The sequence below is a fragment of the Bathymodiolus heckerae thiotrophic gill symbiont genome (genome assembly GCF_900128515.1).
GTDB lineage: Bacteria > Pseudomonadota > Gammaproteobacteria > PS1 > Pseudothioglobaceae > Thioglobus_A.
On sequence record NZ_FQTP01000022.1, the window covers coordinates 1 to 23236 of the forward strand.

General features: G+C 37.2%; 24 protein-coding genes and 2 pseudogenes. 7 read left to right on the forward strand and 19 right to left on the reverse strand.

The annotated features are described in order from the left end of the window. The 12 genes and pseudogenes from BTHERMOSOX_RS04205 to BTHERMOSOX_RS04255 form a co-directional block, all read right to left on the reverse strand. A pseudogene (locus BTHERMOSOX_RS04205) lies at window positions 1-105 on the reverse strand (co-chaperone GroES); the annotation flags it as partial. A gap of 49 nt (window positions 106-154) precedes the next feature. Then, window positions 155-997 (reverse strand): RNA polymerase sigma factor RpoH, encoded by an 843-nt coding sequence (gene rpoH, locus BTHERMOSOX_RS04210; RefSeq protein ID WP_138119743.1) that lies wholly within the window; start codon window positions 995-997, stop codon window positions 155-157. A gap of 46 nt (window positions 998-1043) precedes the next feature. Then, window positions 1044-1649 (reverse strand): guanylate kinase, encoded by a 606-nt coding sequence (gmk, locus tag BTHERMOSOX_RS04215; protein WP_138119745.1) that lies wholly within the window; start codon window positions 1647-1649, stop codon window positions 1044-1046. Further along, window positions 1649-1918: an oxidative damage protection protein gene (locus BTHERMOSOX_RS04220; protein ID WP_138119747.1), complete on the reverse strand. Its 270-nt coding sequence runs from the start codon at window positions 1916-1918 to the stop codon at window positions 1649-1651. Before BTHERMOSOX_RS04220 ends, gmk begins: the two co-directional genes overlap by 1 nt. Continuing rightward, on the reverse strand, window positions 1915-3444 hold the full coding sequence (gene murJ, locus BTHERMOSOX_RS04225) for a murein biosynthesis integral membrane protein MurJ (RefSeq protein ID WP_138119749.1): 1530 nt from the start codon (window positions 3442-3444) through the stop codon (window positions 1915-1917). Before murJ ends, BTHERMOSOX_RS04220 begins: the two co-directional genes overlap by 4 nt. 14 nt (window positions 3445-3458) lie before the next feature. After that, window positions 3459-4256, reverse strand: a complete 798-nt coding sequence (gene lpxA / locus BTHERMOSOX_RS04230) for an acyl-ACP--UDP-N-acetylglucosamine O-acyltransferase (protein ID WP_138119751.1) — start codon at window positions 4254-4256, stop codon at window positions 3459-3461. A gap of 27 nt (window positions 4257-4283) precedes the next feature. Next, window positions 4284-4727: a 3-hydroxyacyl-ACP dehydratase FabZ gene (gene fabZ / locus BTHERMOSOX_RS04235; RefSeq protein ID WP_138119753.1), complete on the reverse strand. Its 444-nt coding sequence runs from the start codon at window positions 4725-4727 to the stop codon at window positions 4284-4286. Window positions 4728-4729: 2 nt separating this feature from the next. After that, window positions 4730-5728: a UDP-3-O-(3-hydroxymyristoyl)glucosamine N-acyltransferase gene (gene lpxD / locus BTHERMOSOX_RS04240; RefSeq protein WP_138119755.1), complete on the reverse strand. Its 999-nt coding sequence runs from the start codon at window positions 5726-5728 to the stop codon at window positions 4730-4732. A 4-nt stretch (window positions 5729-5732) separates the two neighbouring features. Continuing rightward, complete coding sequence (gene bamA / locus BTHERMOSOX_RS04245) at window positions 5733-7298, reverse strand: outer membrane protein assembly factor BamA (RefSeq protein WP_346654939.1); 1566 nt, start codon at window positions 7296-7298, stop codon at window positions 5733-5735. Beyond that, window positions 7264-8016: a POTRA domain-containing protein gene (locus BTHERMOSOX_RS11750; RefSeq protein ID WP_249360598.1), complete on the reverse strand. Its 753-nt coding sequence runs from the start codon at window positions 8014-8016 to the stop codon at window positions 7264-7266. Before BTHERMOSOX_RS11750 ends, bamA begins: the two co-directional genes overlap by 35 nt. 13 nt (window positions 8017-8029) lie before the next feature. Next, on the reverse strand, window positions 8030-9367 hold the full coding sequence (rseP, locus tag BTHERMOSOX_RS04250) for an RIP metalloprotease RseP (protein ID WP_138119757.1): 1338 nt from the start codon (window positions 9365-9367) through the stop codon (window positions 8030-8032). Window positions 9368-9373: 6 nt separating this feature from the next. Next, the gene (locus BTHERMOSOX_RS04255) at window positions 9374-9727 is read right to left on the reverse strand and encodes a gamma-butyrobetaine hydroxylase family protein (RefSeq protein ID WP_138119759.1); all 354 of its coding nucleotides are present in this window, start codon (window positions 9725-9727) and stop codon (window positions 9374-9376) included. Between the two features lie 93 nt (window positions 9728-9820). Between BTHERMOSOX_RS04255 and dapF the strand changes: the two genes are divergently transcribed. Beyond that, complete coding sequence (gene dapF / locus BTHERMOSOX_RS04260; protein ID WP_171004641.1) at window positions 9821-10633, forward strand: diaminopimelate epimerase; 813 nt, start codon at window positions 9821-9823, stop codon at window positions 10631-10633. Here the strand turns inward: dapF and BTHERMOSOX_RS04265 are convergent. The 4 genes from BTHERMOSOX_RS04265 to pdxA are packed head-to-tail and all read right to left on the reverse strand — an operon-like array spanning window position 10630 to window position 13519. Next, window positions 10630-11427 (reverse strand): symmetrical bis(5'-nucleosyl)-tetraphosphatase, encoded by a 798-nt coding sequence (locus BTHERMOSOX_RS04265; RefSeq protein WP_138119761.1) that lies wholly within the window; start codon window positions 11425-11427, stop codon window positions 10630-10632. The two genes, dapF and BTHERMOSOX_RS04265, sit on opposite strands and share 4 nt — an antisense overlap. Then, on the reverse strand, window positions 11427-11798 hold the full coding sequence (gene apaG / locus BTHERMOSOX_RS04270; RefSeq protein WP_138119763.1) for a Co2+/Mg2+ efflux protein ApaG: 372 nt from the start codon (window positions 11796-11798) through the stop codon (window positions 11427-11429). Before apaG ends, BTHERMOSOX_RS04265 begins: the two co-directional genes overlap by 1 nt. Beyond that, window positions 11782-12543 (reverse strand): 16S rRNA (adenine(1518)-N(6)/adenine(1519)-N(6))-dimethyltransferase RsmA, encoded by a 762-nt coding sequence (gene rsmA / locus BTHERMOSOX_RS04275; protein ID WP_138119765.1) that lies wholly within the window; start codon window positions 12541-12543, stop codon window positions 11782-11784. Before rsmA ends, apaG begins: the two co-directional genes overlap by 17 nt. A gap of 13 nt (window positions 12544-12556) precedes the next feature. Continuing rightward, window positions 12557-13519 (reverse strand): 4-hydroxythreonine-4-phosphate dehydrogenase PdxA, encoded by a 963-nt coding sequence (pdxA, locus tag BTHERMOSOX_RS04280; RefSeq protein ID WP_138119767.1) that lies wholly within the window; start codon window positions 13517-13519, stop codon window positions 12557-12559. A gap of 230 nt (window positions 13520-13749) precedes the next feature. On the opposite strand from pdxA, the gene BTHERMOSOX_RS04285 reads away from it, so the two are divergent. Next, on the forward strand, window positions 13750-14898 hold the full coding sequence (locus tag BTHERMOSOX_RS04285; protein WP_138119769.1) for an efflux RND transporter periplasmic adaptor subunit: 1149 nt from the start codon (window positions 13750-13752) through the stop codon (window positions 14896-14898). A 10-nt stretch (window positions 14899-14908) separates the two neighbouring features. Further along, window positions 14909-18361, forward strand: coding sequence for an efflux RND transporter permease subunit (locus tag BTHERMOSOX_RS04290; protein WP_138119771.1), 3453 nt, complete (start codon window positions 14909-14911; stop codon window positions 18359-18361). A gap of 96 nt (window positions 18362-18457) precedes the next feature. Here BTHERMOSOX_RS04290 and lipA read toward each other — a convergent pair whose 3' ends face one another. The 3 genes from lipA to BTHERMOSOX_RS04305 are packed head-to-tail and all read right to left on the reverse strand — an operon-like array spanning window position 18458 to window position 20309. Next, complete coding sequence (gene lipA / locus BTHERMOSOX_RS04295) at window positions 18458-19420, reverse strand: lipoyl synthase (RefSeq protein WP_171004640.1); 963 nt, start codon at window positions 19418-19420, stop codon at window positions 18458-18460. After that, window positions 19413-20024 (reverse strand): lipoyl(octanoyl) transferase LipB, encoded by a 612-nt coding sequence (gene lipB, locus BTHERMOSOX_RS04300; protein WP_138119773.1) that lies wholly within the window; start codon window positions 20022-20024, stop codon window positions 19413-19415. Before lipB ends, lipA begins: the two co-directional genes overlap by 8 nt. A 6-nt stretch (window positions 20025-20030) precedes the next feature. Beyond that, window positions 20031-20309 (reverse strand): YbeD family protein, encoded by a 279-nt coding sequence (locus tag BTHERMOSOX_RS04305; RefSeq protein WP_138119775.1) that lies wholly within the window; start codon window positions 20307-20309, stop codon window positions 20031-20033. Window positions 20310-20384: 75 nt separating this feature from the next. Between BTHERMOSOX_RS04305 and BTHERMOSOX_RS04310 the strand changes: the two genes are divergently transcribed. The 4 genes and pseudogenes from BTHERMOSOX_RS04310 to BTHERMOSOX_RS04325 all read left to right on the forward strand — a co-directional run. Continuing rightward, window positions 20385-21425 (forward strand): AAA family ATPase, encoded by a 1041-nt coding sequence (locus tag BTHERMOSOX_RS04310; protein WP_138119777.1) that lies wholly within the window; start codon window positions 20385-20387, stop codon window positions 21423-21425. A gap of 5 nt (window positions 21426-21430) precedes the next feature. Next, entirely contained in the window at window positions 21431-22612 is a 1182-nt protein-coding gene (locus tag BTHERMOSOX_RS04315) for an NnrS family protein (protein WP_138119779.1), read from the forward strand. Then, window positions 22612-23055 carry a hemerythrin domain-containing protein gene (locus BTHERMOSOX_RS04320; RefSeq protein ID WP_138119781.1) on the forward strand — a complete coding sequence of 148 codons (444 nt, stop codon included), beginning with the start codon at window positions 22612-22614 and terminating at the stop codon, window positions 23053-23055. Before BTHERMOSOX_RS04315 ends, BTHERMOSOX_RS04320 begins: the two co-directional genes overlap by 1 nt. Next, a pseudogene (locus BTHERMOSOX_RS04325) lies at window positions 23052-23236 on the forward strand (DUF2201 family putative metallopeptidase); the annotation flags it as partial. The gene BTHERMOSOX_RS04320 and the pseudogene BTHERMOSOX_RS04325, both read left to right, overlap by 4 nt.

Sequence of the window (23236 nt, forward strand, 5' to 3'; positions counted from 1 at the left end):
AGGCTTCTCAGTAGCTGAGTCTGGAATGATTAAACCACTTGCAGTTGTTTTTTCTTCTTGCGTTCTACGAACAATCACGCGGTCTTGAAGGGGACGAATGTTCATTGTTTCTCCTGATTAATTGAATAAGTAATGTTTGTGAATTTAGTTAAGACTAAAGGATTGATTCTTCTAGGCTTAACCTAAGTTTTTGCATGGCTTTGTTTTCAAGTTGGCGAACTCTTTCTGCAGAAACACCGTACTTGTCTGCTAGAGTGTGTAGGGTTGTTTTTTCTTCTTTCAAATATCTTGATTGTAAAATATCCAAACTTCGATCATCCAAAGAAGAAAGTGCTTTGTACAATTGTTGTTGTTGATTTTTTTGAGAATCATCAATCAATAGTAACTGCTCTGGCGTTTGTGTATTTTCATTAGTAAGATATTGCTCTGGCGCATTGGAATCTTCATCGTCAGAGTTTTCAAAAGTTACATCATTAAACTGCAAGCGAGATTCCATTTCTAGAACGTCTTTGCGCCTGACACCTAAATCATCAGCAATTTGATCAGCCTGATCATTATTGAGTGATTGATATATTTGTGATTTGGCTTTTTTTAGTTTAAAGAAAAGTTTACGCTGAGCTTTGGTGGTTGCAACTTTAACAATTTTCCAATTTTTAAAAATAAACTCATGAATTTCTGCACGAATCCAATATACAGCAAAAGAAGCAAGGCGAACATTCTTGTTGGGATTGAAGCGTTTAACTGCTTTCATTAAGCCAATTGTACCTTCCTGAATTAAATCTGCCTGCTCTAGTCCATAGCCCTTATAACCATGGGCAATAAAAGCAACAAAGCGCATATGTGACAAAACTAATTCTCTAGCAGCACTTAAATCATGATTTTCATACAGTTTAATAGCTAATTCACGCTCTTCTTCGGGCGTTAAAATTGGCGGATATTTTTGAACACCTAATGCACTAGAAGCATTTTTAGTAGGCAGGGCTAATTCTGGACTCATTAAATAAGAAGATTTAAGTAATATTATTAAGGATTAATATTATAGGTTAAATCAATGAGTTAAGCAAGGACAGATACTTTTCAGATTGCTGAGAGAGTAAGAAGCGCTGAGAATGAATAATGGTAGATAAGTCATCTAGTGCTAGATTGAAATTATCATTAATAACCAAGTAATCAAATTCGTCATAATGACGCATTTCACTGACTGCATCTTGCATACGACGATCGATAATACTTTTGTCATCTTGACCTCGACCAGTTAAACGTTCGCGCAGTGCAGCTTCAGAAGGTGGCAAGATGAAAATACCGATGGCATCAGTAAAACTCTTTTTGACTTGTCTTGCACCTTGCCAGTCAATTTCTAAAATCACATCGGTACCAGATTTTAATAAATCTCTAACAGTTTGCTTGGCACTGCCATAGTGGTTGTCAAATACTTGGGCTGATTCAATAAATCCGTTATTTGCTTTAATTCGATCAAACTCTTGTTCAGAGACAAAGAAATAATTCTTGCCATGCTCTTCACCAGAGCGTGCTACACGAGTTGTGTGTGATACGGAAACGCACAAATTATCAGTTTTTTCAATTAAAGCCTTAACCAAAGAAGTTTTTCCGCAACCAGATGGCGCGGCAACGATAAATAAATTAGCCATTATAATGCAGGTGTGTAGCCCTTAATATCATCAGCGCCCTCTACTGAAAAGAAGAATTTACCCATTTGTTCTTTAAGATGTTTTTGTGCATTAGGATCCATCATACTTAGATTGTTTTCATTGATAATCATAGTTTGATGATCTAGCCATTGTTGCCATCCTTGTTTCGACACGTTGGCCAAAATTCTTTTTCCTAATTCACCAGGGTAGGGTGCACGATCTAACGCTTCAAGTTCTTCATTTAGTTTTACACAGTGTACAGTATTCATAGTTTTCTCATATTAATGCCTAACAATTTTAGACTTAAAAAATAAATGAACATTGACAAAACAATCGTTGTCACCAACATGGTTATTCGAGAAAATGCATCTGCATTTAAGTAAACACTCTGTGTTTGATCAAAGTTCAAAATAAAGATTGCCATTATAAAGCTTGCAAACAAAACTTTAAAAAACATTTTGCTTAAATCCTGAGAAAAAATAAAAATAAACTGTTGCTTTAAATAGTAATACAGCAACGATCCATTGATCACAGCAGAAATTGAAGTAGCTACAGCAAGACCAACATGATCAAAATAATAGCCAAAAATAATATTTAACACAACATTTGATAGCATGGCGATAACACCAGCTTTAACTGGGGTTTTGGTATCACCTCTGGCTAAAAATACAGGTGCTAGAACTTTAACCGCTATAAAGGCTATAAGTCCAGATCCATAAGCCATTAGACTTAAAGAAGATTGGTATGCTGCAAAAGCACTAAAAGCATCATATTGGAATAAAGTGATAATCAAGGGCTCGGCTAATAGCACCAATCCAACACAAGCCGGTAGACCAAGTAGTAGTCCGATTTTTAATGCATAATCAACAGTTCGGGTAAATTGTTGGTGCTCTTTATTAGCATGGTACTTGCTAAGTTTTGCTAGGGCGACAGTTGCAAGCGCAATGCCAATAAGTGCGAGTGGTAATTCTAGTAAGCGATCAGAATAATACAACCAAGAAACACTGCCACTCACCAAAACAGAAGCGATCATGGTATCAATTAATAGATTGATCTGAGAAACTGAAACCCCAAATAGGGCAGGAAGCATGCGTTTTTTAAGGGTTTTTACTGCAACGTGATCACCTTTTTCCAATTTGGGTAATTTACCAATTTTTAATAAAAATGGGATTTGAAATAATAATTGTAAAATTCCACCAATCAGAACACCCCAGGCCAATGCCATAATAGGTTCATCTAGATACTGTGATAAATAAACACTGGATAAAATCATACTTACATTAAGCAGTACTGGCGTGAATGCCGGCACTGCAAATTTATCATAAGTGTTTAAAATACTACCTGAAAATGCTGTCAGCGAGATAAGCAATAGATAGGGAAAGGTAATACGCAGCATGTCTGATGCCAGATTAAATTTGGTCAAATTCTCATTAAAATAAAAACCCCAAGCAAACATAAAAATAATTACTGGCGCTGCAATCACAGCAATTAGGGTGATAATTACCAACATCTTTAGGAATTTAGTGCCGATATGGTTAATGATATTTTGGACTTCAGCTTGCGTTTCATTAGCTTTGGCTTCTGCCAAAATCGGCACGAAAGCCTGAGAAAAAGCCCCTTCAGCAAATAAACGCCTAAGAAAGTTAGGAATACGAAAGGCAACCAAAAAAGCATCAGTTAGGCCGTTTGCACCAAAATACTTAGCAATAAAAAAATCGCGTACTAAGCCTAAAATACGCGAAAGAAAAGTCATGGCAGTAACAATACTGCTTGACTTTAAAAAGGATTTATCCATAAGTAGTCGGGCTATTATTCCTCGACTGGACCACGCATAATGCCCACTTTTGAGCCACGAATGCAATTAACAAATTGCATCACTTCTGGACTATCTAATTCAGAAATCTCTAATTCTTTAAGCATTTGATCCAATAGTCGGCCAGTTGACTCCCTGTAAACCACCTTAAAAGCGCGCTTAATAGAGGCAATAGCACTTGACGAAAAGCCGCGTCGTCGCATACCTTCGGCATTAATACTGCGTACTCGAGTCTGTGTACCAGATGCCACCATATAGGCGGGAATGTCCTTATTAACCTGGCAACCCATACCAATATAAGTATGCATACCAATCATACAAAATTGCTTAACTAGAGTGAATCCACCCAGAATTGCCCAATCATGGACGCGAACATGTCCTGCTAATGAGGCATTATTAGACATAATAATGTGATTGCCAATTTGACAGTCGTGAGCAATATGAACATATGCCATCAGCATGTTGTTAGAACCCATACGAGTTAGAGATTTTTCTTTTTCAGTGCCACGATTAATGGTGCAAAATTCTCGAATTAGGTTGTCATCACCAATGACTAAATTAGATTCTTGACCTTCTTCATAGGTGATATCTTGCGGATCGCCACCAATTGAAGCAAATGAATAAATATGGTTATTTTTGCCAATTTTGGTTGGACCTTGGATAACTGCATGTGATTCAACAATCGTACCTGAACCAATTTCAACGTTAGCACCAATAATAGCATAGGCGCAAATTTCTGCATTTTTATGTACTTTTGCAGTTGGATCTATAATTGCACTTGGATCTATAGCCATAGAATTCCCCTCAAGAATTTATTTGCGTTAGTCGGCTGTCTTTTGCGTACACATTAGTTCAGCTGAAGTAACTAACACTCCATCGACAGTTGCTTTACATTTAAATTTCCAAATTCCGCGTTTAACCGTCATTACTTCAACCTCTAGCAATAGTTGATCGCCTGGCTCAACCATACGTTTAAAGCGCACTTTGTCAATGCCTACCAACATGTAAATTTGACCATCAATAGGCTTACCCACCTCCGATTTAAATGCCAGGATGCCAGTAGCTTGCGCCAAAGCTTCCACAATCATAACGCCTGGCATAATTGGTTGATTAGGAAAGTGCCCAGTAAATTGTGGCTCGTTATAAGTAACATTTTTTAAGGCGGTAATTGACTTTCCAATTTCCAACTCTAATACTCGATCAATTAGTAAAAAAGGGTAGCGATGAGGTAGGTAGTTTTTAACGTCTTGAATATTCATTACCATGGTTAATTTCCTTTTAAATTTTTAAGTTTAATGTTTAAATATCGAGTGATTTTATCAAGTTTTGTTAGCCAGATACTGACAATCTGCCATTTTTTATGAGGCATTAATGGCATAATTCCAGTGTACATTCCAGGTACGGTAATGCTTTTGTTAACGACACTTTTAGCGTTAATAATAACATCATCACAAATATTAATATGCCCAATAATACCAGCCATACCGCCAATCATACAACGTTTGCCGATGGTTGCACTACCAGCTATTGCACAAGAGGCGGCAATAGCACTGTCTTCACCAATGATAACGTTATGAGCAACCTGAATCAGGTTGTCTAGTCTAACACCGCGATGAATATGGGTATTTTCAAGTGTGCCTCTATCGATTGTGGTATTGGCACCAATATTGACATCATCATCGATTACAACATTACCCAAATGAGCAATAGTATGCCAATGCTTATTAACATCTCGTGCATTACCAAAGCCTTCAGAGCCAATAACAACGCCAGAGGCGATGATTACATTGCTACCAATAACTGAGCCTTGAAGAATAGACACGTTTGAGCCTATTGAACAATTATTTCCAATAATTGCATTATCCTCAATAACGGTATTAGCGCCAATGACAGTATCTTTTCCAATGACTACATTTTTACCAATCGTACAATTATCTGAAACTTGCGCTTGACTGATATTAGCACTAGCATGAATGCCACTAGTGTGTGAGATTTTATGTTTGAATTTATGCGTTAGCTTTGCAAAAGCAAGATAAACATCAGTAACAATTAAAGCATTAGCCTTGCAAGCGTCTTTTAGGGATTTGTTGATAATTACAGCGCCAGCTAGAGAGTTAGTTAGTTGACTGGCATATTTATTACTGACAACGTAGCTAAGTTGTTTCGATTGCGCTAATTCAATACTTGCCAAACCTGTAATTTTAAAGTTAGCATCACCAATTAATTCAGCATCGATTAATACTGCAATCTCCCCCAGAGTTTGCATAAAGCTAGAAGCTTGTACCTAAGGTAAATTCAATGGTTTTGGTTTTATCAGAAGATTTTTTAATCAGAGGCTTAGCAGCGTAAATACCTAGAGGTCCAACAGGTGTTAACCATGAAAAAGCCACACCAGTTGAAGCTCGAATTTGGTCAAAACCAATATCAGATGCTTTTTCTTCAATAGCGCCCATATCAATAAACGCACTCATGCGCATATTTTTACTGTCATTGATAAACTTCATTGGTGAAATAACTGAGGTGCCGGCCAACATAGATAATTCACCACCTTTGGCGATTGTCGTGCCAGTATAGGTTGCACCTAAAGAGTTAAAGTCAAAGCCACGTACAGAAGAGCTACCACCACCATAATAACGCTTAAAGAAAGGTAGCTCTTTATCGCCATAACTCTGGGCCAAACCTAAACTACCGTTAACTTTCCAAGTAATATCATTACCCAATGGGTAATAACTCTTGTGAGAGGCGTCAATCTTATAGTATTGAAAATCAGCAATTGGCAGGGTTAAATCAAAGCTCACATTATTTTTACTACCTTCGGTCGGGTAGTTGAAGTTATCAAGTGTGCTATTGGACCAATGAATATTAGTTTTAACTTCGGTTTTATCACCATTAGTACACTGGGTTGCTTCTTGCGTAGTAAATGTTGCGCCACAAGTAATGTCACGAGTCGATACTCTAAGATCTGCACCAATACGTGTAGCTTCAGTGAGTGGAATGCCGTAACCTAGGCTGGCACCAACCTCATTAGTTTTGTAAGATGATACATCAAGCTCTGAACCGTCAACATTTTTGGTAAATACACCATAACTAATAGAGTGTTTATCCGCTGTAAAGTGTGGGTCTGAGAAGTAGAAACTCATTTCTTGAACGGCTGTTGAGTTAGAAAATGTAGCATTAAGTGTATTACCCGTACCTAAAAAGTTATTTTCTTTGATGCCCATGTTAAAGGCAGCACCTGAACTATTAGAATGTGACAGCCCAATAGAAAAAGTACCTGTTTTGGTTTCTTCTACGCTAAAGTGTAGGTTGATTTTATCGTTAAAGTCTTTAAGCTTTGAGACTTCCATTTTTACATCTGAGAAGAATCCAAGACGCTTGATTTTTTTGATCGACTCATCAAGCTCGGTATTTGAATACAGTTCGCCTTCGTTAATACCGATTTCACGGCGAATTACCTCATCTTGAGTTCGAGTATTGCCAACAATAGTGACTCGATTAATGTAGATTTTTTTATTGAGCGCCACATCAATATTTAAATCGATTACATGGGTCTTCTTATTTTCAGTGGTAATTGGATTAATCTTGGCAAATGCATAACCTTGATCAGCAAATACATCGGTAATGGCTTGAATACTCTCAATAACTTTTTTACGTTCAAAAATGTCGCCAGATTCTACTGTTATTAGATCTTTTAACCCTTTAATAGACTGGTTGAGTAAATCACCTGTAAAGTTAATAGCGCCAACTTTATATTCAGCGCCTTCGCTGATTTGAATATCGACATCAATACTTTGTTTGTCATCAGATAAAGCAGTTTTGATTTTTGATTTTAAAATCTAAATAACCTGAGTTAATATAGAGTGATTTCATTGCCTCTACACCTGCATCAAGCGCAACTTTAGAATAATGATCTTTTTCAGTGAAATAATTCAGGACAAAGAAATCAGCCTCACCAATATCAAATAGATCTAATAGGTCATCTTCATCATGAACATTACCACCTGAAATCACCATACTGGAAATTCTAGCTACATCGCCTTCATTGATATCAAGCTCAACACCCACTCTATTTTGAGCGTCAACTTCAATTTTTTTATTAATACTAATACCGTAATAGCCTTTCGAAATATAAGAAGCTTCAAGCTGGTTAATTAGTTTATCTAGCTGTCTTTTGTTAAAAATCTTACCCTGTGATAAGTCCATATTTTTAAGAATTTGCTTTAACAAATCTTCATTAATAACCTTATCAGAGTAATTCAAAACATCGACATACTTAATATGTGGATTTTCCTTAATAACAATTTTTAAAATTTGATCAGTTTGTGATACTTCAATATCTTTAAAAAAACTGGTTTTATATAAATCACGAATAATTTGACCGGAGATTTGTGAATTATAATCATCACCAGTCTCAACGGGTAAGTAGCTTAAAACAGTGCCTCGAGAAATAGAGTCTAGGCCTAGTATTTCAATGCTTTTAATAGGGTCGGCAAGTGCAGAAGATGCACTAAAAATACTGGCAGAAATTAATAATTGTAGGACAGTTTTTTTCATAAATTTGAGTGAATTACAATAAACGTATCAAGTCATTATACAGCACAACAAATGTTAATGAAAGAATAACAAATAAGCCAAACTTGGCAAAAATTTGTTGTGTGGTTTCGCTAACGGCAGATCCCTTGACAATCTCTATTAAATAAAAGAACAAATGTCCACCATCAAGCAGGGGAATGGGTAGTAAGTTAAGCAAGCCAAGCCCAATACTGATTAATGCCAAAAAAGACAAAAATGGCACCAAGCCAACTTCGGCACTTCTGCCTGCATAATTAGCAATACTAACTGGCCCACTAATTTGATCAATTGATGCCTCACCAACAATCATCTTTTTGATCATTTTTAAATTAAGTAAAGTAAGTTGATAAACTTTTGAACTGGCAGAAAACAAAGCATCAATTGGATCTTTTTGAATAACAACTTGCCACTCTTTAAGATAATCTTCTGGAAGCGCAACACTCACACCAGCCTTGGGTGAATTATTAATTAATTTTGGTGTTAGACTAAGAGCTAATTCTTCGTTGCTACGCTTAACAATAAGCTTAATAGGCTTGATTGGTATTGTTTGTATCACCTTAACAAATTCCTGCCAGCTATTAATAGTTACACCATTAGCACTAAGAATCTCATCGCCTGTTTGCAGGCCTGATAAGCTCGCAGCAGAATTTAAAACAACATGGTTAAGAATTGCTGGAATGGTTGGTGTGGCAAATTTAAAACCAAGATATTGATCAATCCCTTGCTCGGGATTGGCTAAAAAATCACCAGTTAAATGTAGCTCGGCAGTTTTGAGGTTTAACTCTTTAGAGCGGGCTTGAATGGTAATCGGCTTACTTCCAATTGCTTGGATAAATTGAGTAGAAAATTCACTTATACTAGGTGTTGGTGTGTTATTAATACTAAGTAGAGCATCACCTGCTTGTAATCCTGACTGATTAAAAATTCCATCATTTGTTAGCGCACCAACAACTGGCTTGAAGCCATTAATGCCGACGATAAAAATGACAGTGTAAAGCAGTATTGCTAATAAAAAATTTGCAATTGGACCCGCTGCAACAATAGCAAAACGCTGATAAACAGATTTTTGATTAAATGCACGATGACGTTCAAATTCAGCAACGTCAGTCTCACGCTCATCCAACATTTTGACATAACCACCCAGTGGAATAGCACACAAAGTAAATTCTGTTTCACCACGCTTGAATGATTTAATCACCTTGCCAAATCCAACAGAAAATCTTAATACCTTAACATTGCATTTTTTGGCCACCCAATAGTGACCGTACTCATGAATGGTCACCAAAATTCCAATGGTAACAACAAAAGACAGTAGGGCAGTTAAAAAACCCACGCTAACCTACAGTTGCGAGTGAGAGTGTCCCGCTTCTTTAAGGCGTTTTAGATAGTTTGACCATAAATCATCTTTGTTTGTGGCCAATTTATGCAAATGCTCCCACGAGTAAATACCGCTATCATGTCCATCGCTAAAAAATAGAATAATTGCATAATTTCCAGTCGGCTCAATACGATCAATCTTTACATTTTCTTTATCAAGTTGCAATGTTTCTTGACCTGGGCCATGGCCCACAACCTCTGCAGAAGGAGAGTGAATTCTTAAAAATTCAGTTGTTAATGGGTATTCGATGCCATCAAAAGTCAGTGTTAATAAGTTTTTATCTTTATTGAGAGTGATATTACTTGGTGTTTTCATGGAATGCCTTGTGTATAAATAGTGTGGATATTTTATCAGAACTATTGTTTTTATTAACCTCGAGCTTTATAAGTGGATAAAATAAAGCTTATGATGATTCAGTTTACAAAAATGCACGGTCTTGGCAATGACTTTATGGTGGTTGACAATACTAATGGTGACATTAATTTTAATATCGAGCAAATCGTAGCATTATCCGATCGACATTTTGGCGTTGGTTTTGATCAATTGCTGGTTGTGGAAAAAAGCTCCACAACTGGTATTGATTTTCGATATCTAATTTATAATGCAGATGGCTCTGAAGTAGAGCAGTGTGGCAATGGTGCTCGTTGTTTTGCGCGCTTTGTTCGTGAAAAAAGATTAACTTTAAGCAATCCAATCACGGTCGAAACTCATTCGAGCGTTATTACATTACAGATTAATGCAGACAACACTGTACGCGTTGATATGGGTAAGCCTAGATTTGAGCCAAGCAGTATTCCACTCATTGCTGAACATGTGCAATCAACCTATCAGATTGAAAACTTTGATATGGGTGTTATTTCCATGGGAAATCCACACTGTGTTTTGACTGTTAATGACATTTCCAACATTGAAATTAACGATATTTCTATGCAAATACAAGCAAGTGATTTACTTCCAAATCAGGCTAATATTGGCTTTATGCAAGTACTTAATCGTGGAGAAATTAATTTACGTGTTTATGAGCGTGGTGCAGCAGAAACACTTGCCTGTGGCAGTGGTGCGTGTGCAGCAGTGGTGCATGGCGTTGAACAGGGCTTGTTAGATTCTTTAGTAACTGTACATTTAACGGGTGGTGATGCACTAATTGAATATCAACCAGGCGGAGTTGTATTTTTATCAGGTCCAGCTGAATTTGTATTTGAAGCGCAAATCGAACTTTAGCACTTAAGCGAAAAAATTCGTTTATCTGATAATCGTATAGCACTTAATTTGCCACCCCAGATACAACCATGATCCATTGGATAAACATGGGCTTGATTAATATTTTCAAGTGTGGACCAATGTCCAAAGAAAATATCTGATTTTTTAAGTAAGCGATTATCATGTTCAAACCAAGCTTTAAAGCCATTTGGCGCTTGATTAAAATTCATTTTATGTTTAAATTCTAGCTCACCATTAGCTTTACAAAAGCGCAGTCGCATTAACGCATTAATAGTGTATTGACATTGTTCTAATTCATTTAAATCTTCAGTCCATATATAAGGATTATTATTATACATCTTGCTTAAAAACCCACTTAAATCATCAGACTGCAAATATGCTTGCACCTGCTGAGCTTGCGATTTGACCGTATTTAAATCCCAATTAGGAGGGATACCCGCATGCACCATTAACGCATCTTGATGTTGAATAAACAGTGGCTGATTAGCAAGAAATTCTAACAATTGAGATGCATCTTTTGCATTAATAACATCAACAAAGGTGTCCTTGTTGCTAGGTCTGATGCTACCAAAAACACAGGCTAGCAAATGAAAATCATGATTACCCAATACCATTGAGGTGTTATCTGTGTTATCTTTAATAAAGCGCAAAGTTTCTAGAGATTTATCGCCACGATTAACAACATCACCCAAAAAAAACAATTGATCCTTGTCTAGAGAGAAGTTTATTTTTTTTAATAAGGCCTGTAAAGAGTCGTAACAGCCTTGAATATCACCAATAAGATAATCTGCCATTAGTGCAGAGTGTACGGCTCACTTAGTATAAATTCAACAATATCAGCTTCAAAGCGCTCACCTTCATCATTAACCATACCGTAGGCGCCTTTCATGGTGCCAGTAGGGGTTTTTATTACCGATCCTGAAGAATACTGATATGACTCGCCTGGTAGTAAGTGCGGCCGCTCTCCCACAACACCCTCACCAATAACATCTTCCGTATGGCCGGTTTCGTCCTGTATGCGCCAGCGTCTAGTAAGCAATTGTGCACCAATCGAACCATTGTTAGTAATGGTAATAGTGTAAGCAAAAGTATATTGATTGATAGAGGCACTTGATTGCTCTTCAATAAAATTTACTTTAACATCAATGTTAATGTTGTTTTTCATAGTCTTTGGCTAGGGTAATAAAAGCATCAATGTCAAGCATTTCTGCACGTTGTGACAAATCAATTTGAGTTTGCTCTTGGGTTAATAAAGATTTTAAACAGTTTCGTAGTGTTTTTCGACGATGAGCAAAAGAGACTTTGACTACCTGTTCGAAAATTTTAATATTACCAACTTTGCAAGTTTTAAGTGGCACTAAGTAGACAATGGCAGAATCAACCTTTGGTGCAGGTTCAAATGACTCAGGCGGCACAATGAAGATTAGCTCAACCTCAAAAAATGCCTGCATCATAACACTGAGACGACCATAAATTTTAGATCCATGTGATGCAGACATTCTTTCTACCACTTCTTTTTGTAGCATAAACGTCATATCAATAACTTTATCTCGATTGTTAAGTAAGTGAAACAAAATAGGGGAAGAAATATTATAAGGAAGATTTCCTACCACTCTAATCGGCGGATTAAATTGAGCCAGATCGAAGTTAAGCGCATCACCTTGATGAATAACAAGATTTGGCTTATTGTAAGATTCTAAAATTTCAATTAAATCTCGATCAATCTCGATAACATTAAGTTCATCAACTCTCTCTAATAGTGGCAATGTCATTGCCCCTTGTCCAGGGCCAATTTCAAGAATATTATCATCATGTTTTGGCGTAATAGTTGCAATTATTTGATCAATAATTTTCTGATCTGTCAGAAAATTTTGACCGAAACGTTTGCGTGCTTTATGTTTTGCAGACATGATAATTTAAAAATTAAATGATTTTTTTATTGATAAAGTTTTGTGCGTATTCTAACGCAGTATTCAGACTGCCTAGGCTTATATTACCAGTTCCTGCTAGAGATAAGGCGGTACCATGATCAACCGATGTTCGAATGAATGGCAAGCCTAGCGTTATGTTTACTGCCTTTTTAAAGCCTAATATTTTTAGTACAGGCAAGCCTTGATCATGATACATACTCAAAACACAATCAACACCCTGTAACGCATCAACTGTAAAAGCAGTATCAGCTGGGACACTACCAGTTAAATTAAAATTCTGATTATTTAATTTAGTAATTAAAGGATTGATGATTTCAATCTCCTCCATGCCAAGGTAGCCATCTTCACCCGCATGAGGGTTTAAGCCGCAAACAACTATATGAGGGTTTTTAATTCCATAGTTTTTTAATGAGTGGTGAATAATACTAAGTGTTTTTTCAAGGGATTCACTAGTAATATTTGACGCAACTTGCGAGAGTGGTAAATGTGTGGTTGCCAGCGCCACACGAAGACCTTCAGTAGCAAGCATCATTACTGTTTTATCTACATTTGATAAATCGGCTAAATATTCAGTATGCCCGGTAAAGCCGGGGTTAATGGTATTAATAATGCCTTTGTGAATAGGGCCGGTAACTAAAGCGTCACACTGACTTGTTAAGCAATATTGCGTTGCAATGTCTAACGTATTAAGCACATATTGAGCATTGCTGCCATTAAGCTCCCCAGCAATAACGGCATCATCAGCTTTAACAGGATGAACACAAAGCTCGCCATCATTGTATGACTGATTTGATTCAACAATTTTAAGTGGTAATTTGAGTAATTTTGCACGATCCAGTAAGACATCTGGATCTGCAAAAATCAACAGGTTTTTATCTGATTTTTTTTGTGCATAGATAACTGCCAAATCAGGACCGATTCCTGCAGGCTCTCCAGGGGTGAATGCAATTACCATTACTACCTTAAAATAACTAAATAAATATCGTATATTATAGTGCCAATATATAAGAAAAATTTCATATACTAAAATAAAATAAATAATTTAATTAATCATTAAAAAACAAAGGGTTGCAATGAAATTAAAAAGATTGATATTTATTTAAATTAAATAATAAACACAAGCAAAATGAATCATATAAAATTCTGATTAAGAATATCCCTTAACATTAAAAAAATAGGTCAACTATGAGCTCAACAATCACACCTTTGGTCGTATCCGTTTTACTCGTATTTTCAGTGTCTGCACAATCGCAAATCATCAATCATAATGCGAGTAGTTTTGAGTCGGTTTACAACATTCAAACAGTTGGCGGCATGTCTTTGGATAAAAGAGCTTTGTTAGGAGGTGCGGTCGTATCTTCTTCACAGGTTAATTTATCGGCACAAGTATCTGGTGATGTTTTAAGTGTAAGTGGCCGAGAAGGTGATATGTTTAAAAAAGGCACTATTTTGATAACCTTAGAGCAAGATTCTATTCAAGCACAACGTGATTCAGCCTACGCCGAAATTGCCTCTGCAAATGAAGCGCTTAGAAATGCTGGTGTGCAATATTCACAATCAATTGTATCGCCAAATGGTGGCGGCATGTTGGGTGGTGTACCCGGTATGTTCTCAATGTTTACTGATCCAATGCTAAAAATGAGCGGACAAGGCAATCCAGAATTTGATAAGTTTGCCAATAGAACCTCAAGATACACTTCTTATCAACAAGCTAAAAACAAACTAATTCAAGCTGAAAACAACTTAAAGCAAATTGAGTCACGCCTTAAAGATGCAAATGTTAGCGCACCATTTGATGGTGTTATTGTCGCTAAGCCAATTAATGTTGGTGATATTGTTCAACCTGGTCAAATGTTGCTTAAATTTGCCAATATTAAAGACCTTCAGGTTGAGGTTAACATCCCTTCAAGATTAGTTAGGAGCTTAAAACTGGATAAAAATTACCGTATTAAGCTAGATATTGCAAATATTGTTGTTGAGGCGAAATTAGCTCAAATTTATCCGATTGCCGATAATGCCAAGCATAGTGTTAAAGTTAAATTTGACTTACCAGAAAATGTGCCAGTATTGCCAGGTGCTTATGCAGAAGTTGAAATTTTTGAGACAGATTCAGGTGTATTAACACCAATTGTGCCAGAATCAGCAATTATGTGGCGCTCATCATTGCCAAGTGTTTTTGTCATTAGCCCATTAACAAACAAAACAGAATTACGCTTTGTTCGCCTAGGCGAGCAAGTTGGTGCCAATAAAAAGAGTGTTTTATCAGGATTAAAGATTGGCGAAAAGATTGTTGCCAATCCAAATATTTTAATGATTTCAGGAATGGATATTTAATTCATTAATTATGTCAAACAACAACACAATACCGAACGATGAAGCAGATTTAGGCATAGCTGGAAAGCTGACAAAAGCCTTTATTACTTCTCCGCTATCGATTATTATTTTCTTCGCCATGTTCGGCGCAGGTATTATCGGTTTAATTTCTACGCCGCGACAAGAGGATCCTCAAATATCCGTACCACTGATCGATTTATTTGTTGAGTATCCGGGCGCATCTTCAGAGGAAGTGGCTAATATCGTTGTCAAACCATTAGAGCGCCTAATGTCTCAAATTTTAGGTGTGAAGCACGTTTATTCAGTCAGTGATAAAGGTCAAGGTATTATTACCGTAGAATTTGATGTAGGCCAAGATATGAATGCCTCGATCATCAAGGTGCGAGATAAAATGCTTGCCAATCTCGACTTTATGCCGCCAGGCGTTAGACAGCCTTTAGTTAAACCTAAAGAGATTGACGACGTGCCAATTATCAATTTAACACTTTGGTCAAAATCTCTAGACGATGGTCAGCTACGTTCATTGGGCTTAGAGCTTATTCAACAATTAGAAAAAGTTAAAGATACCAATAACGGATTTATTGTTGGCGGACGTAAGGAGATTTTCCACATTGATGCTTACCCTGGTCGATTAGCGGGCTACGGTGTTTCCATTCAACAAATCGCCAGTACAGTCGGCAGTGCAAATGTACGTGAACATACTGGTAATATTGAGCTTAACGGCTTCCAGATGGAAGTTTATGCAGGCGACTTCTTTGGTAAAGTTGAGGATATTGAAAATTTAGTAATTGCGGTTAATGATGGCAAGCCTATTTATGTTCGTGACGTAGCAGATGTATATTATGCGCCAGAAGAAACTGAACACATGGTGAGTTACTATACTGGTAGAGCAAATAAATCAGGTAAGAAAGCCACCGCAGAACAAGCAGTAACAATTGCCATTGCGAAGAAATTTGGTACCAACGGTGTAGAGGTTGCTGAAAATATTCTAGCAAAAGTAGAAGAATTAAAAGGTCGGCTGATTCCAGATAATGTGGAAATAGCAGTTACTAGAAACTACGGAAAATCCGCCAAAGATAAAGTAAACGCCTTGATTAAAAAGCTGTTTATTGCAACTGGTGCGGTAACATTATTAGTTTGGTTTGCACTAGGCTGGCGTCCTGCTGTTGTAGTTACCTTAGTTATTCCGGTTGTACTATTGATGACCATTTTCTCAGCTTGGATTCTAGGCATGACCATTGATCGAGTGAGTTTATTTGCACTAATTTTCTCAATTGGTATTTTGGTTGATGACGCAATTGTAGTTACCGAAAATATTTATAGACGCTGGTTAATTGACAATAAAATTACCATTGGCACAGCAATTGACGCAGTAAGAGAAGTGGGCAATCCAACTATCTTAGCAACCTTCACGGTTGTGGCTGCATTAGTACCAATGGCTGCAGTAAGTGGCATGATGGGGCCGTATATGGCACCAATTCCAGTATTGGGCTCAGTAGCCATGATGTTCTCACTATTCGCAGCTTTTGTGTTTACACCATATTTCATCATGAAATTTGTACCACCTCTTAATGTATTGCATAAAATGCACGAGAAAGAAGAGAGAGAGTCGAAGGTATTATCTAATTTTTACCGCACAACTATTACAGCTTTATTTAACAAACCTATGTACGGATGGGGATTCTTAGGTGGGCTTGTTGTAGTATTCTTTATGGCGATGTCAATGTTTTACACCACGGCAGTACCCGTTAAAATGCTACCGCTTGACAATAAATCAGAGTTTGGCATTGTACTAGATATGCCTGATGGCACAGCTTTGGCAGATACTTCGTCAACACTACATCTTATGGCGCAAGTATTACGACAAGTGCCTGAAGTGATTGATATTCAAGCTTACGCAGGTACTGCAAAACCATTTGACTTTAACGGCTTAGTTCGTCATTCTTACTTACGTCAGTCTTCATCAGTAGGCGAGCTTCAAATCCAATTAGCTGAAAAAGCAGATCGCACGCGTTCAAGTCATGAGATTGCTTTAGAAGCTCGTGGACTATTAAAAACCATCGCGGAAGAAGCCGGTGCCAATTACACCGTTGTTGAAATGCCACCAGGACCACCAGTACTACGACCAGTAGTTGCAGAAGTGTACGGCCCTGATAAAGAAACACGTCGCAAGCTGGCAAATGATTTAACTGAGCTATTTATTGAATCAGGCACCATGGCTGATATTGACAACCTAATGCGTGATGAGTATCCAGTTATTGATTTCCAAGTTGACACTGCAAAAGCATCAAGATTTGGTGTTAGTGTGATGACCATTAAAGAAACTCTAGCCATGGCAATGAGCAGCTTTAATGTTGGTACCATTCGCCTTAAAAATGCACTAGAACCTTCTCGTATTTGCCTACAAGTACCATTAACTAAGCGTTCGCAATTGTCGTACTTAACGCAACTACCAGTACCTTCTCAGCATGGCGGTATGATCCCTATTTCAGAGTTAGGTTCGTTTAGCTATAAACAACAAGATGATCTTATCTACCATAAAGATTTGGTCGATGTTGAATACGTATTGGGCGAGCCAATTGGTCGTTTAAGTGCGCCAATTTATGCCATGTTTGCAGTAGACGATTTATTATTACACTATCAAACACTTGATGGTACTCAGCTTCAAGGTGAATACTTAGGCCCACCTAAGAATCAAAATATCCCGGGCTTTGAATGGGGTGGCGAGTGGACAGTTACTTATGAAACTTTCCGCGATATGGGTACTGCATTTGGTGTGGCACTTGTGGTTATCTATATGCTTGTGGTTTGGCAGTTTGGTAACTTTACTATTCCTGCGATTATTATGGCACCAATCCCGTTAACGCTATTGGGTATTGTTCCAGGGCATTGGTTGTTTAGCGCTGAATTTACCGCAACCTCAATGATTGGCTGGATTGCCTTGGCAGGTATTATCGTACGAAACTCTATTTTATTAGTAGACTTTACCGTGCAAGAATATGCCAAAGGCGTGCCATTCTTTGATGCAGTTATTAATTCTTGCGCATCACGTACAAGGCCAATCATGATTACTGCATTTGCTTTAGTTGGTGGCGCGAGTGTTATCTTGCTAGATCCAATCTTCCAAGGTATGGCGATTTCATTACTATTTGGCGTATTGGTTTCAACTGTATTAACCTTGATTGTAATTCCATTAGGTACACTATCTGCTGGTGAAGAGTCTTGTCGAAACATTGCTGTCAATATGGGCTTGTTACCAGGTGATGCTGATGCTGATGCTAAATACAATGTCACTAAGGAAGTAAAGCCCAAATCTGAGAAAAAAATTAATAATCCAAAAAACTGGATTAAAACAGCCTTAACTAAGAAATCCAAGAAATCTGATGACGCTCAACAAGCATCTGATAATAACAAGATTGATACTAATGGCTTATTAAAGAAAGAAGATAAAAACGATCTTTAGTTAATAAAAAAATCCTCAGCTAAATAATGGCTGAGTTAAAAAGAATACCGACATTATGTCGGTATTTTTTTGTCTAAAATTTAAAAGAGTGTTTGCTTAACTAATAGATTCTCCAGCAGCTTGAAGATCAGCATGATAAGACGATCTAACCATTGGCCCACTTGCTACCTGGGTAAAACCTAGTTCGATAGCAATGCGCTTATATTCAGCGAACTGATCTGGGTGAATATAAGCTTCGACAGCTAAATGATGCTTGCTAGGCTGCAAGTACTGACCAAGTGTTAGCATATCTACATTATGCGCACGCAAATCTTTAAGTACGTCAATTACTTGTTTTTCAGTTTCACCAACGCCAAGCATCAATCCTGATTTGGTAACCACTTCTGGATGTTGTTTTTTAAAAGATTTTAGTAGTTTGAGTGAATACTCATAACTAGCACCAGGACGAACTTGTGGATATAAACTAGGCACTGTTTCAAGATTATGATTAAACACATCAGGAGGGCAAGATTTAAATATTTCTAAAGCTTTATCCACTCGACCTCTAAAATCTGGCGTTAAGATTTCAATCTTTACCTGTGGTGTGCTTATTCTTACCTGGTCAATACATTGTTTAAAATGTTCAGCACCACCATCACGTAAATCATCACGATCAACTGAAGTAATAACCACATACTTCAGTTTCATTTTTTCAATAGTCTCAGCCAAATGACGCGGCTCATCGATATCTAACGCCTTAGGCTTGCCATGAGCAACATCACAAAAAGGGCATCTTCTTGTGCATATTTGCCCCATGATCATAAAAGTAGCTGTGCCATGGGTAAAACACTCTGCCAAATTAGGACATTGTGCTTCTTCACACACGGTAAATAATTTTTGACCTCTTAACGTGTTTTTTAACTTTTCTACTTTTGAGCCACTTGGATATTTAATGCGTATCCAGCTTGGTTTTCGAAGTGGTGTACGCTCTGCATCAGGCTTAATCCTTAAACGCGATACTTTTGACTCACCCTTAAGGCTTTTAATTTCGATTTCTTGCTTAATTGAATTGTTATTCATTGTTATTGATATTTTTAATAAGTAGATCTGTCAGCTGTTTGGAAATGGTTGACATGCAGATGTTATTATCCGCTAAGTCGCTCAATTGTGTTACCTTCAAGCCTTGATATCCACAAGGGTTAATTTGCTCAAAAGGAGATAAGTCCATATTAATATTAACACTTAACCCATGGTAAGTTTTTGCATGCTTCACCTTTAATCCTAGAGCTGCAATTTTAGCGTGATCTACATAAACGCCTGGTGCGCCATCTTTAAGATGTGCTTTAATTGAATACAATTCAAGCATTTGCATGATAGATATCTCAATAATTGACACCATTTTCTTAATGCCTAGGCTATTGCGCTTAAGATCAATCAAGCAATAGATAATTAACTGCCCAGGGCCATGGTAAGTTATCTGGCCGCCACGATCAGTTTTAACAATAGGAATACTCTCGATAGCAAGTTCATGCTCTGATTTTCCTGCAATTCCTTGGGTAAAAATACTGGGATGTTCAACTACCCATAATTGATCTTCAGTATCTATGGTGCGCTGATTGGTAAAATCAACCATCGCTTGCCAAGTTTGCTGATAATCCTGAAGACCCAGCTCAATAAGTTTCATAACTATTTACAAAACATAGGCAATCAATTGACAGTCTTGTAAGTCTTGGTTGATCGAATCTATTTGTTTTCTACTAGTAGCAATAATTTTAAGCGTAATCGAAGTGTAACCACCTTTGGAACTTTGCTTGGTAAATATACTATCAGGATGTATCTTATCAGTATGCTTCTCTACAATAGTACATACAGTTATATGTAGTTCATCGCAAGTTTTACCAAATGCTTTGACGGAATAATCGCAAGGAAAATTCCATAAGTCATCAGAAGTGACATTAGTGTTATTCATATTATGTGATTTTATCTTCTATTACGGTAGAATATGGTCAGTTTTCAATTTTTCAAGTTAAAAGGGTATTCTTTAATGCGTCCAGAACAAGTTAGTAAAATCCTCACTCAAGAGTTTGAATCTGTATTTGAGGGTCACCATACCCCGGTTATGTTGTGGGGGGCGCCAGGTATTGGCAAGTCCCAAATTATCGCTCAAGTGGCTTCTGCGCATGATGTAGATATTATTGATATTCGCCTATCGCAAATGGAGCCAAGCGATTTACGCGGCATCCCTTTCAAAAATGGTGAACTGGTTGATTGGTCCATCCCATCATTATTGCCTGATGAAAAGCGTCATGGTAAGCAAGGAATCTTATTCTTAGATGAAATCACTTCTGCACCACCAACAGTGTCTGCCGCTGCTTATCAGCTTATTTTAGATAGGCGCTTGGGTGATTATAAAGTGCCTGATGGTTGGGTTATTTTTGCTGCTGGTAATCGACAAGGTGATCGAGGTGTCACTTACTCCATGCCTGCACCTTTGGCCAATCGATTTTCTCATTATGAGTTGGATGTTAATTTGGACGACTGGGTAGCTTGGGCGTACGATAACAACATTGATGAACGTATCATTGGCTTCTTGCGCTATCGTCCTGAACACTTATTTGAGTTCGATCCAGCACACAATCCAGTGGCTTTTCCATCGCCAAGAACTTGGGAATTTGTTCACCGTGCATTGAATAAATTTGACAATGATTTGGCTTTATTTAGGCAAGCTGCTAGCGCTTGTGTCGGTGAAGTTGCCGGTGTTGAAATTACAACCTTTGTTGAGCACATGAAAGACCTGCCAGATTTAGATGCAATTATTAATGGTGAGAGTGTGAGCATTCCGCAAGAATTGGATCTTCAATATGCAATCTGCGCTGCTTTGGCAGGTCGTGCTATTGCTGCTAAAAATAGCGAAAATGCCCAGCAAGTTTGGGGCAATATTTTAAATTTTGCCAAAGATTTCCCGCAAAAAGAATTAGGTGTTATGCTGGTATCAGATATGCAAAGAGCGATTGGTGCAGAGATTTTCGCCATTCCTGAATTTACAGATTGGGCAGGTAAAATTGCCAATGTTATGTTTGACTAACCGCCATGATTAATTTAAATAAAAACACGCAATACGATACCAGCCCTTTATTAAGATTAGGCTTTAGGCCATTTTTCTTTGCTTCGGGCATGATTGCCATTATTTCAATGTTGATGTGGATGGTATTTTATCCGTCATTAATTCTGATCAACAATGCAAATCCAATTGACTGGCATGCGCACGAGATGATTTTTGCCTATGCTTCAGCAGTAACAGTGGGGTTTTTATTGACAGCTAGTAAAAACTGGACAGGCATACAAACCATTTATAACAAGCCATTATTAGCTTTGCTACTATTGTGGGTGAGCGGCAGATTTTTGCCTTTTGTTACCCATGAGTACCTTGTTTATCAAGCTGTACTTGATACTAGTTTTTTAATTTTTTCTACATTAGCCATTGCTTGGCCGATTATAAAAGCCAAAAATTGGAATAACGTCAGCATTGTTGCCAAGCTAGTTTTATTAAGCGTTGCCCATATTTTATTTTATTTGGGCCTATTGAACATTGTTGATCAAGGGGTTTATTTTGGTATTTACCTTGGATTTTATTTGATAATTAGCCTGCTATTTATGATGTCTAGACGACTATTGCCATTTTTTATTGAGCGCGGTTTAGGTTTAAAGACTGAATTAAAAAACTCTAAATTTTTAGATTTATTGTCATTATTTTTATTCTTAGGGTTTATGATTGCTGAAATATTCTTTCAAACCATTATTTCGCATATCCTTGCTGGATTATTATTTATCATTCACTCAATCAAACTGTTTAATTGGTACCACAAAGGTATTTGGAAAAAACCCTTGTTGTGGAGTATCTATCTTGCGTATGTCTTTTTAACACTAGGCTTTGGTCTTTATGTTGCCTCTTATTTTATTAATATGATGCCTAATATCAGCACCCACAGCTTTGCTTTTGGTATTGCCTTAATGACGCTAAGCATGATGGCCAGGGTGTCTTTAGGACATACAGGGCGTAATGTTTTTCAACCACCCAAGCAAATAAACCTTATGTTTATATTATTATCATTGGCTTTTGTTACTAGAGTGTTATTAGTTTCAATTTTTCCCGAGCATTACGCCACTCTCATTTTTACTTCTCAATTGTTATGGATTTCAGCCTTTTCATGGTTTGCATTTATCTATTCTCCCATGTTTTTTAAAGCGCGTGTAGACGGGCAGTTCGGATAATGCAAGTAGCAGGAGAATTGCTCATTCTAACAAGAGAGCACCACACAGCACTTTCTTTAGCAAATAAATGCATTAATACAGTTAAGTCAGAAAATGCGGATGAGGTTAGTCAGCTTTGTCTGAAAATATCGGAAAATTTCGAAATGGACTATTCTGAGCATTTTAATACTGAAGAAAGCACAATTTTTGCCTTTTTAAGCGTTAAAACAGACGAATTATCTCAATTATGCACTCAATTAACCTCAGAACATCAAGAATTGTACAAAATGGCAAGTGAATTGATTGAAAAACCTCAATTATTGGAAAAATTTGGCAAATTATTGAAATCACATGCTCGATTAGAAAACAGAGAGCTTTTCCCAAAAATTGAACTACTATCTGCCACTCAAAGACGAGAAATCCTTCTTTCTAGCGCTAATCATGCGGCTGTTACTAAGGCATGAGTAATTCAGAATATCCATTCTGGAAAAATAACGAAATAAAAACCGAAAAAATTGTTCAAGTTATTGGTGAAGATATTGTTTTTGATAACAATGAAGATGATGTTGATCTTGAAGCAGTAGAGAATAAGCTCACCAAAGCACGCACTCAGCTTATTTTGGACAAACCTTTTTTGGGGAATTT

Bases quoted from the DNA above. Each gene is read 5' to 3' on its own strand.
- rpoH (WP_138119743.1), bottom strand. From the start codon at position 997: ATGAGTCCAGAATTAGCCCTGCCTACTAAAAATGCTTCTAGTGCATTA.
- gmk (WP_138119745.1), bottom strand. From the start codon at position 1,649: ATGGCTAATTTATTTATCGTTGCCGCGCCATCTGGTTGCGGAAAAACT.
- BTHERMOSOX_RS04220 (WP_138119747.1), bottom strand. From the start codon at position 1,918: ATGAATACTGTACACTGTGTAAAACTAAATGAAGAACTTGAAGCGTTA.
- murJ (WP_138119749.1), bottom strand. From the start codon at position 3,444: ATGGATAAATCCTTTTTAAAGTCAAGCAGTATTGTTACTGCCATGACT.
- lpxA (WP_138119751.1), bottom strand. From the start codon at position 4,256: ATGGCTATAGATCCAAGTGCAATTATAGATCCAACTGCAAAAGTACAT.
- fabZ (WP_138119753.1), bottom strand. From the start codon at position 4,727: ATGGTAATGAATATTCAAGACGTTAAAAACTACCTACCTCATCGCTAC.
- lpxD (WP_138119755.1), bottom strand. From the start codon at position 5,728: ATGCAAACTCTGGGGGAGATTGCAGTATTAATCGATGCTGAATTAATT.
- BTHERMOSOX_RS11750 (WP_249360598.1), bottom strand. From the start codon at position 8,016: ATGAAAAAAACTGTCCTACAATTATTAATTTCTGCCAGTATTTTTAGT.
- BTHERMOSOX_RS04255 (WP_138119759.1), bottom strand. From the start codon at position 9,727: ATGAAAACACCAAGTAATATCACTCTCAATAAAGATAAAAACTTATTA.
- dapF (WP_171004641.1), top strand. From the start codon at position 9,821: ATGATTCAGTTTACAAAAATGCACGGTCTTGGCAATGACTTTATGGTG.
- BTHERMOSOX_RS04265 (WP_138119761.1), bottom strand. From the start codon at position 11,427: ATGGCAGATTATCTTATTGGTGATATTCAAGGCTGTTACGACTCTTTA.
- apaG (WP_138119763.1), bottom strand. From the start codon at position 11,798: ATGAAAAACAACATTAACATTGATGTTAAAGTAAATTTTATTGAAGAG.
- rsmA (WP_138119765.1), bottom strand. From the start codon at position 12,543: ATGTCTGCAAAACATAAAGCACGCAAACGTTTCGGTCAAAATTTTCTG.
- pdxA (WP_138119767.1), bottom strand. From the start codon at position 13,519: ATGGTAATTGCATTCACCCCTGGAGAGCCTGCAGGAATCGGTCCTGAT.
- BTHERMOSOX_RS04285 (WP_138119769.1), top strand. From the start codon at position 13,750: ATGAGCTCAACAATCACACCTTTGGTCGTATCCGTTTTACTCGTATTT.
- BTHERMOSOX_RS04290 (WP_138119771.1), top strand. From the start codon at position 14,909: ATGTCAAACAACAACACAATACCGAACGATGAAGCAGATTTAGGCATA.
- lipA (WP_171004640.1), bottom strand. From the start codon at position 19,420: ATGAATAACAATTCAATTAAGCAAGAAATCGAAATTAAAAGCCTTAAG.
- lipB (WP_138119773.1), bottom strand. From the start codon at position 20,024: ATGAAACTTATTGAGCTGGGTCTTCAGGATTATCAGCAAACTTGGCAA.
- BTHERMOSOX_RS04305 (WP_138119775.1), bottom strand. From the start codon at position 20,309: ATGAATAACACTAATGTCACTTCTGATGACTTATGGAATTTTCCTTGC.
- BTHERMOSOX_RS04310 (WP_138119777.1), top strand. From the start codon at position 20,385: ATGCGTCCAGAACAAGTTAGTAAAATCCTCACTCAAGAGTTTGAATCT.
- BTHERMOSOX_RS04315 (WP_138119779.1), top strand. From the start codon at position 21,431: ATGATTAATTTAAATAAAAACACGCAATACGATACCAGCCCTTTATTA.
- BTHERMOSOX_RS04320 (WP_138119781.1), top strand. From the start codon at position 22,612: ATGCAAGTAGCAGGAGAATTGCTCATTCTAACAAGAGAGCACCACACA.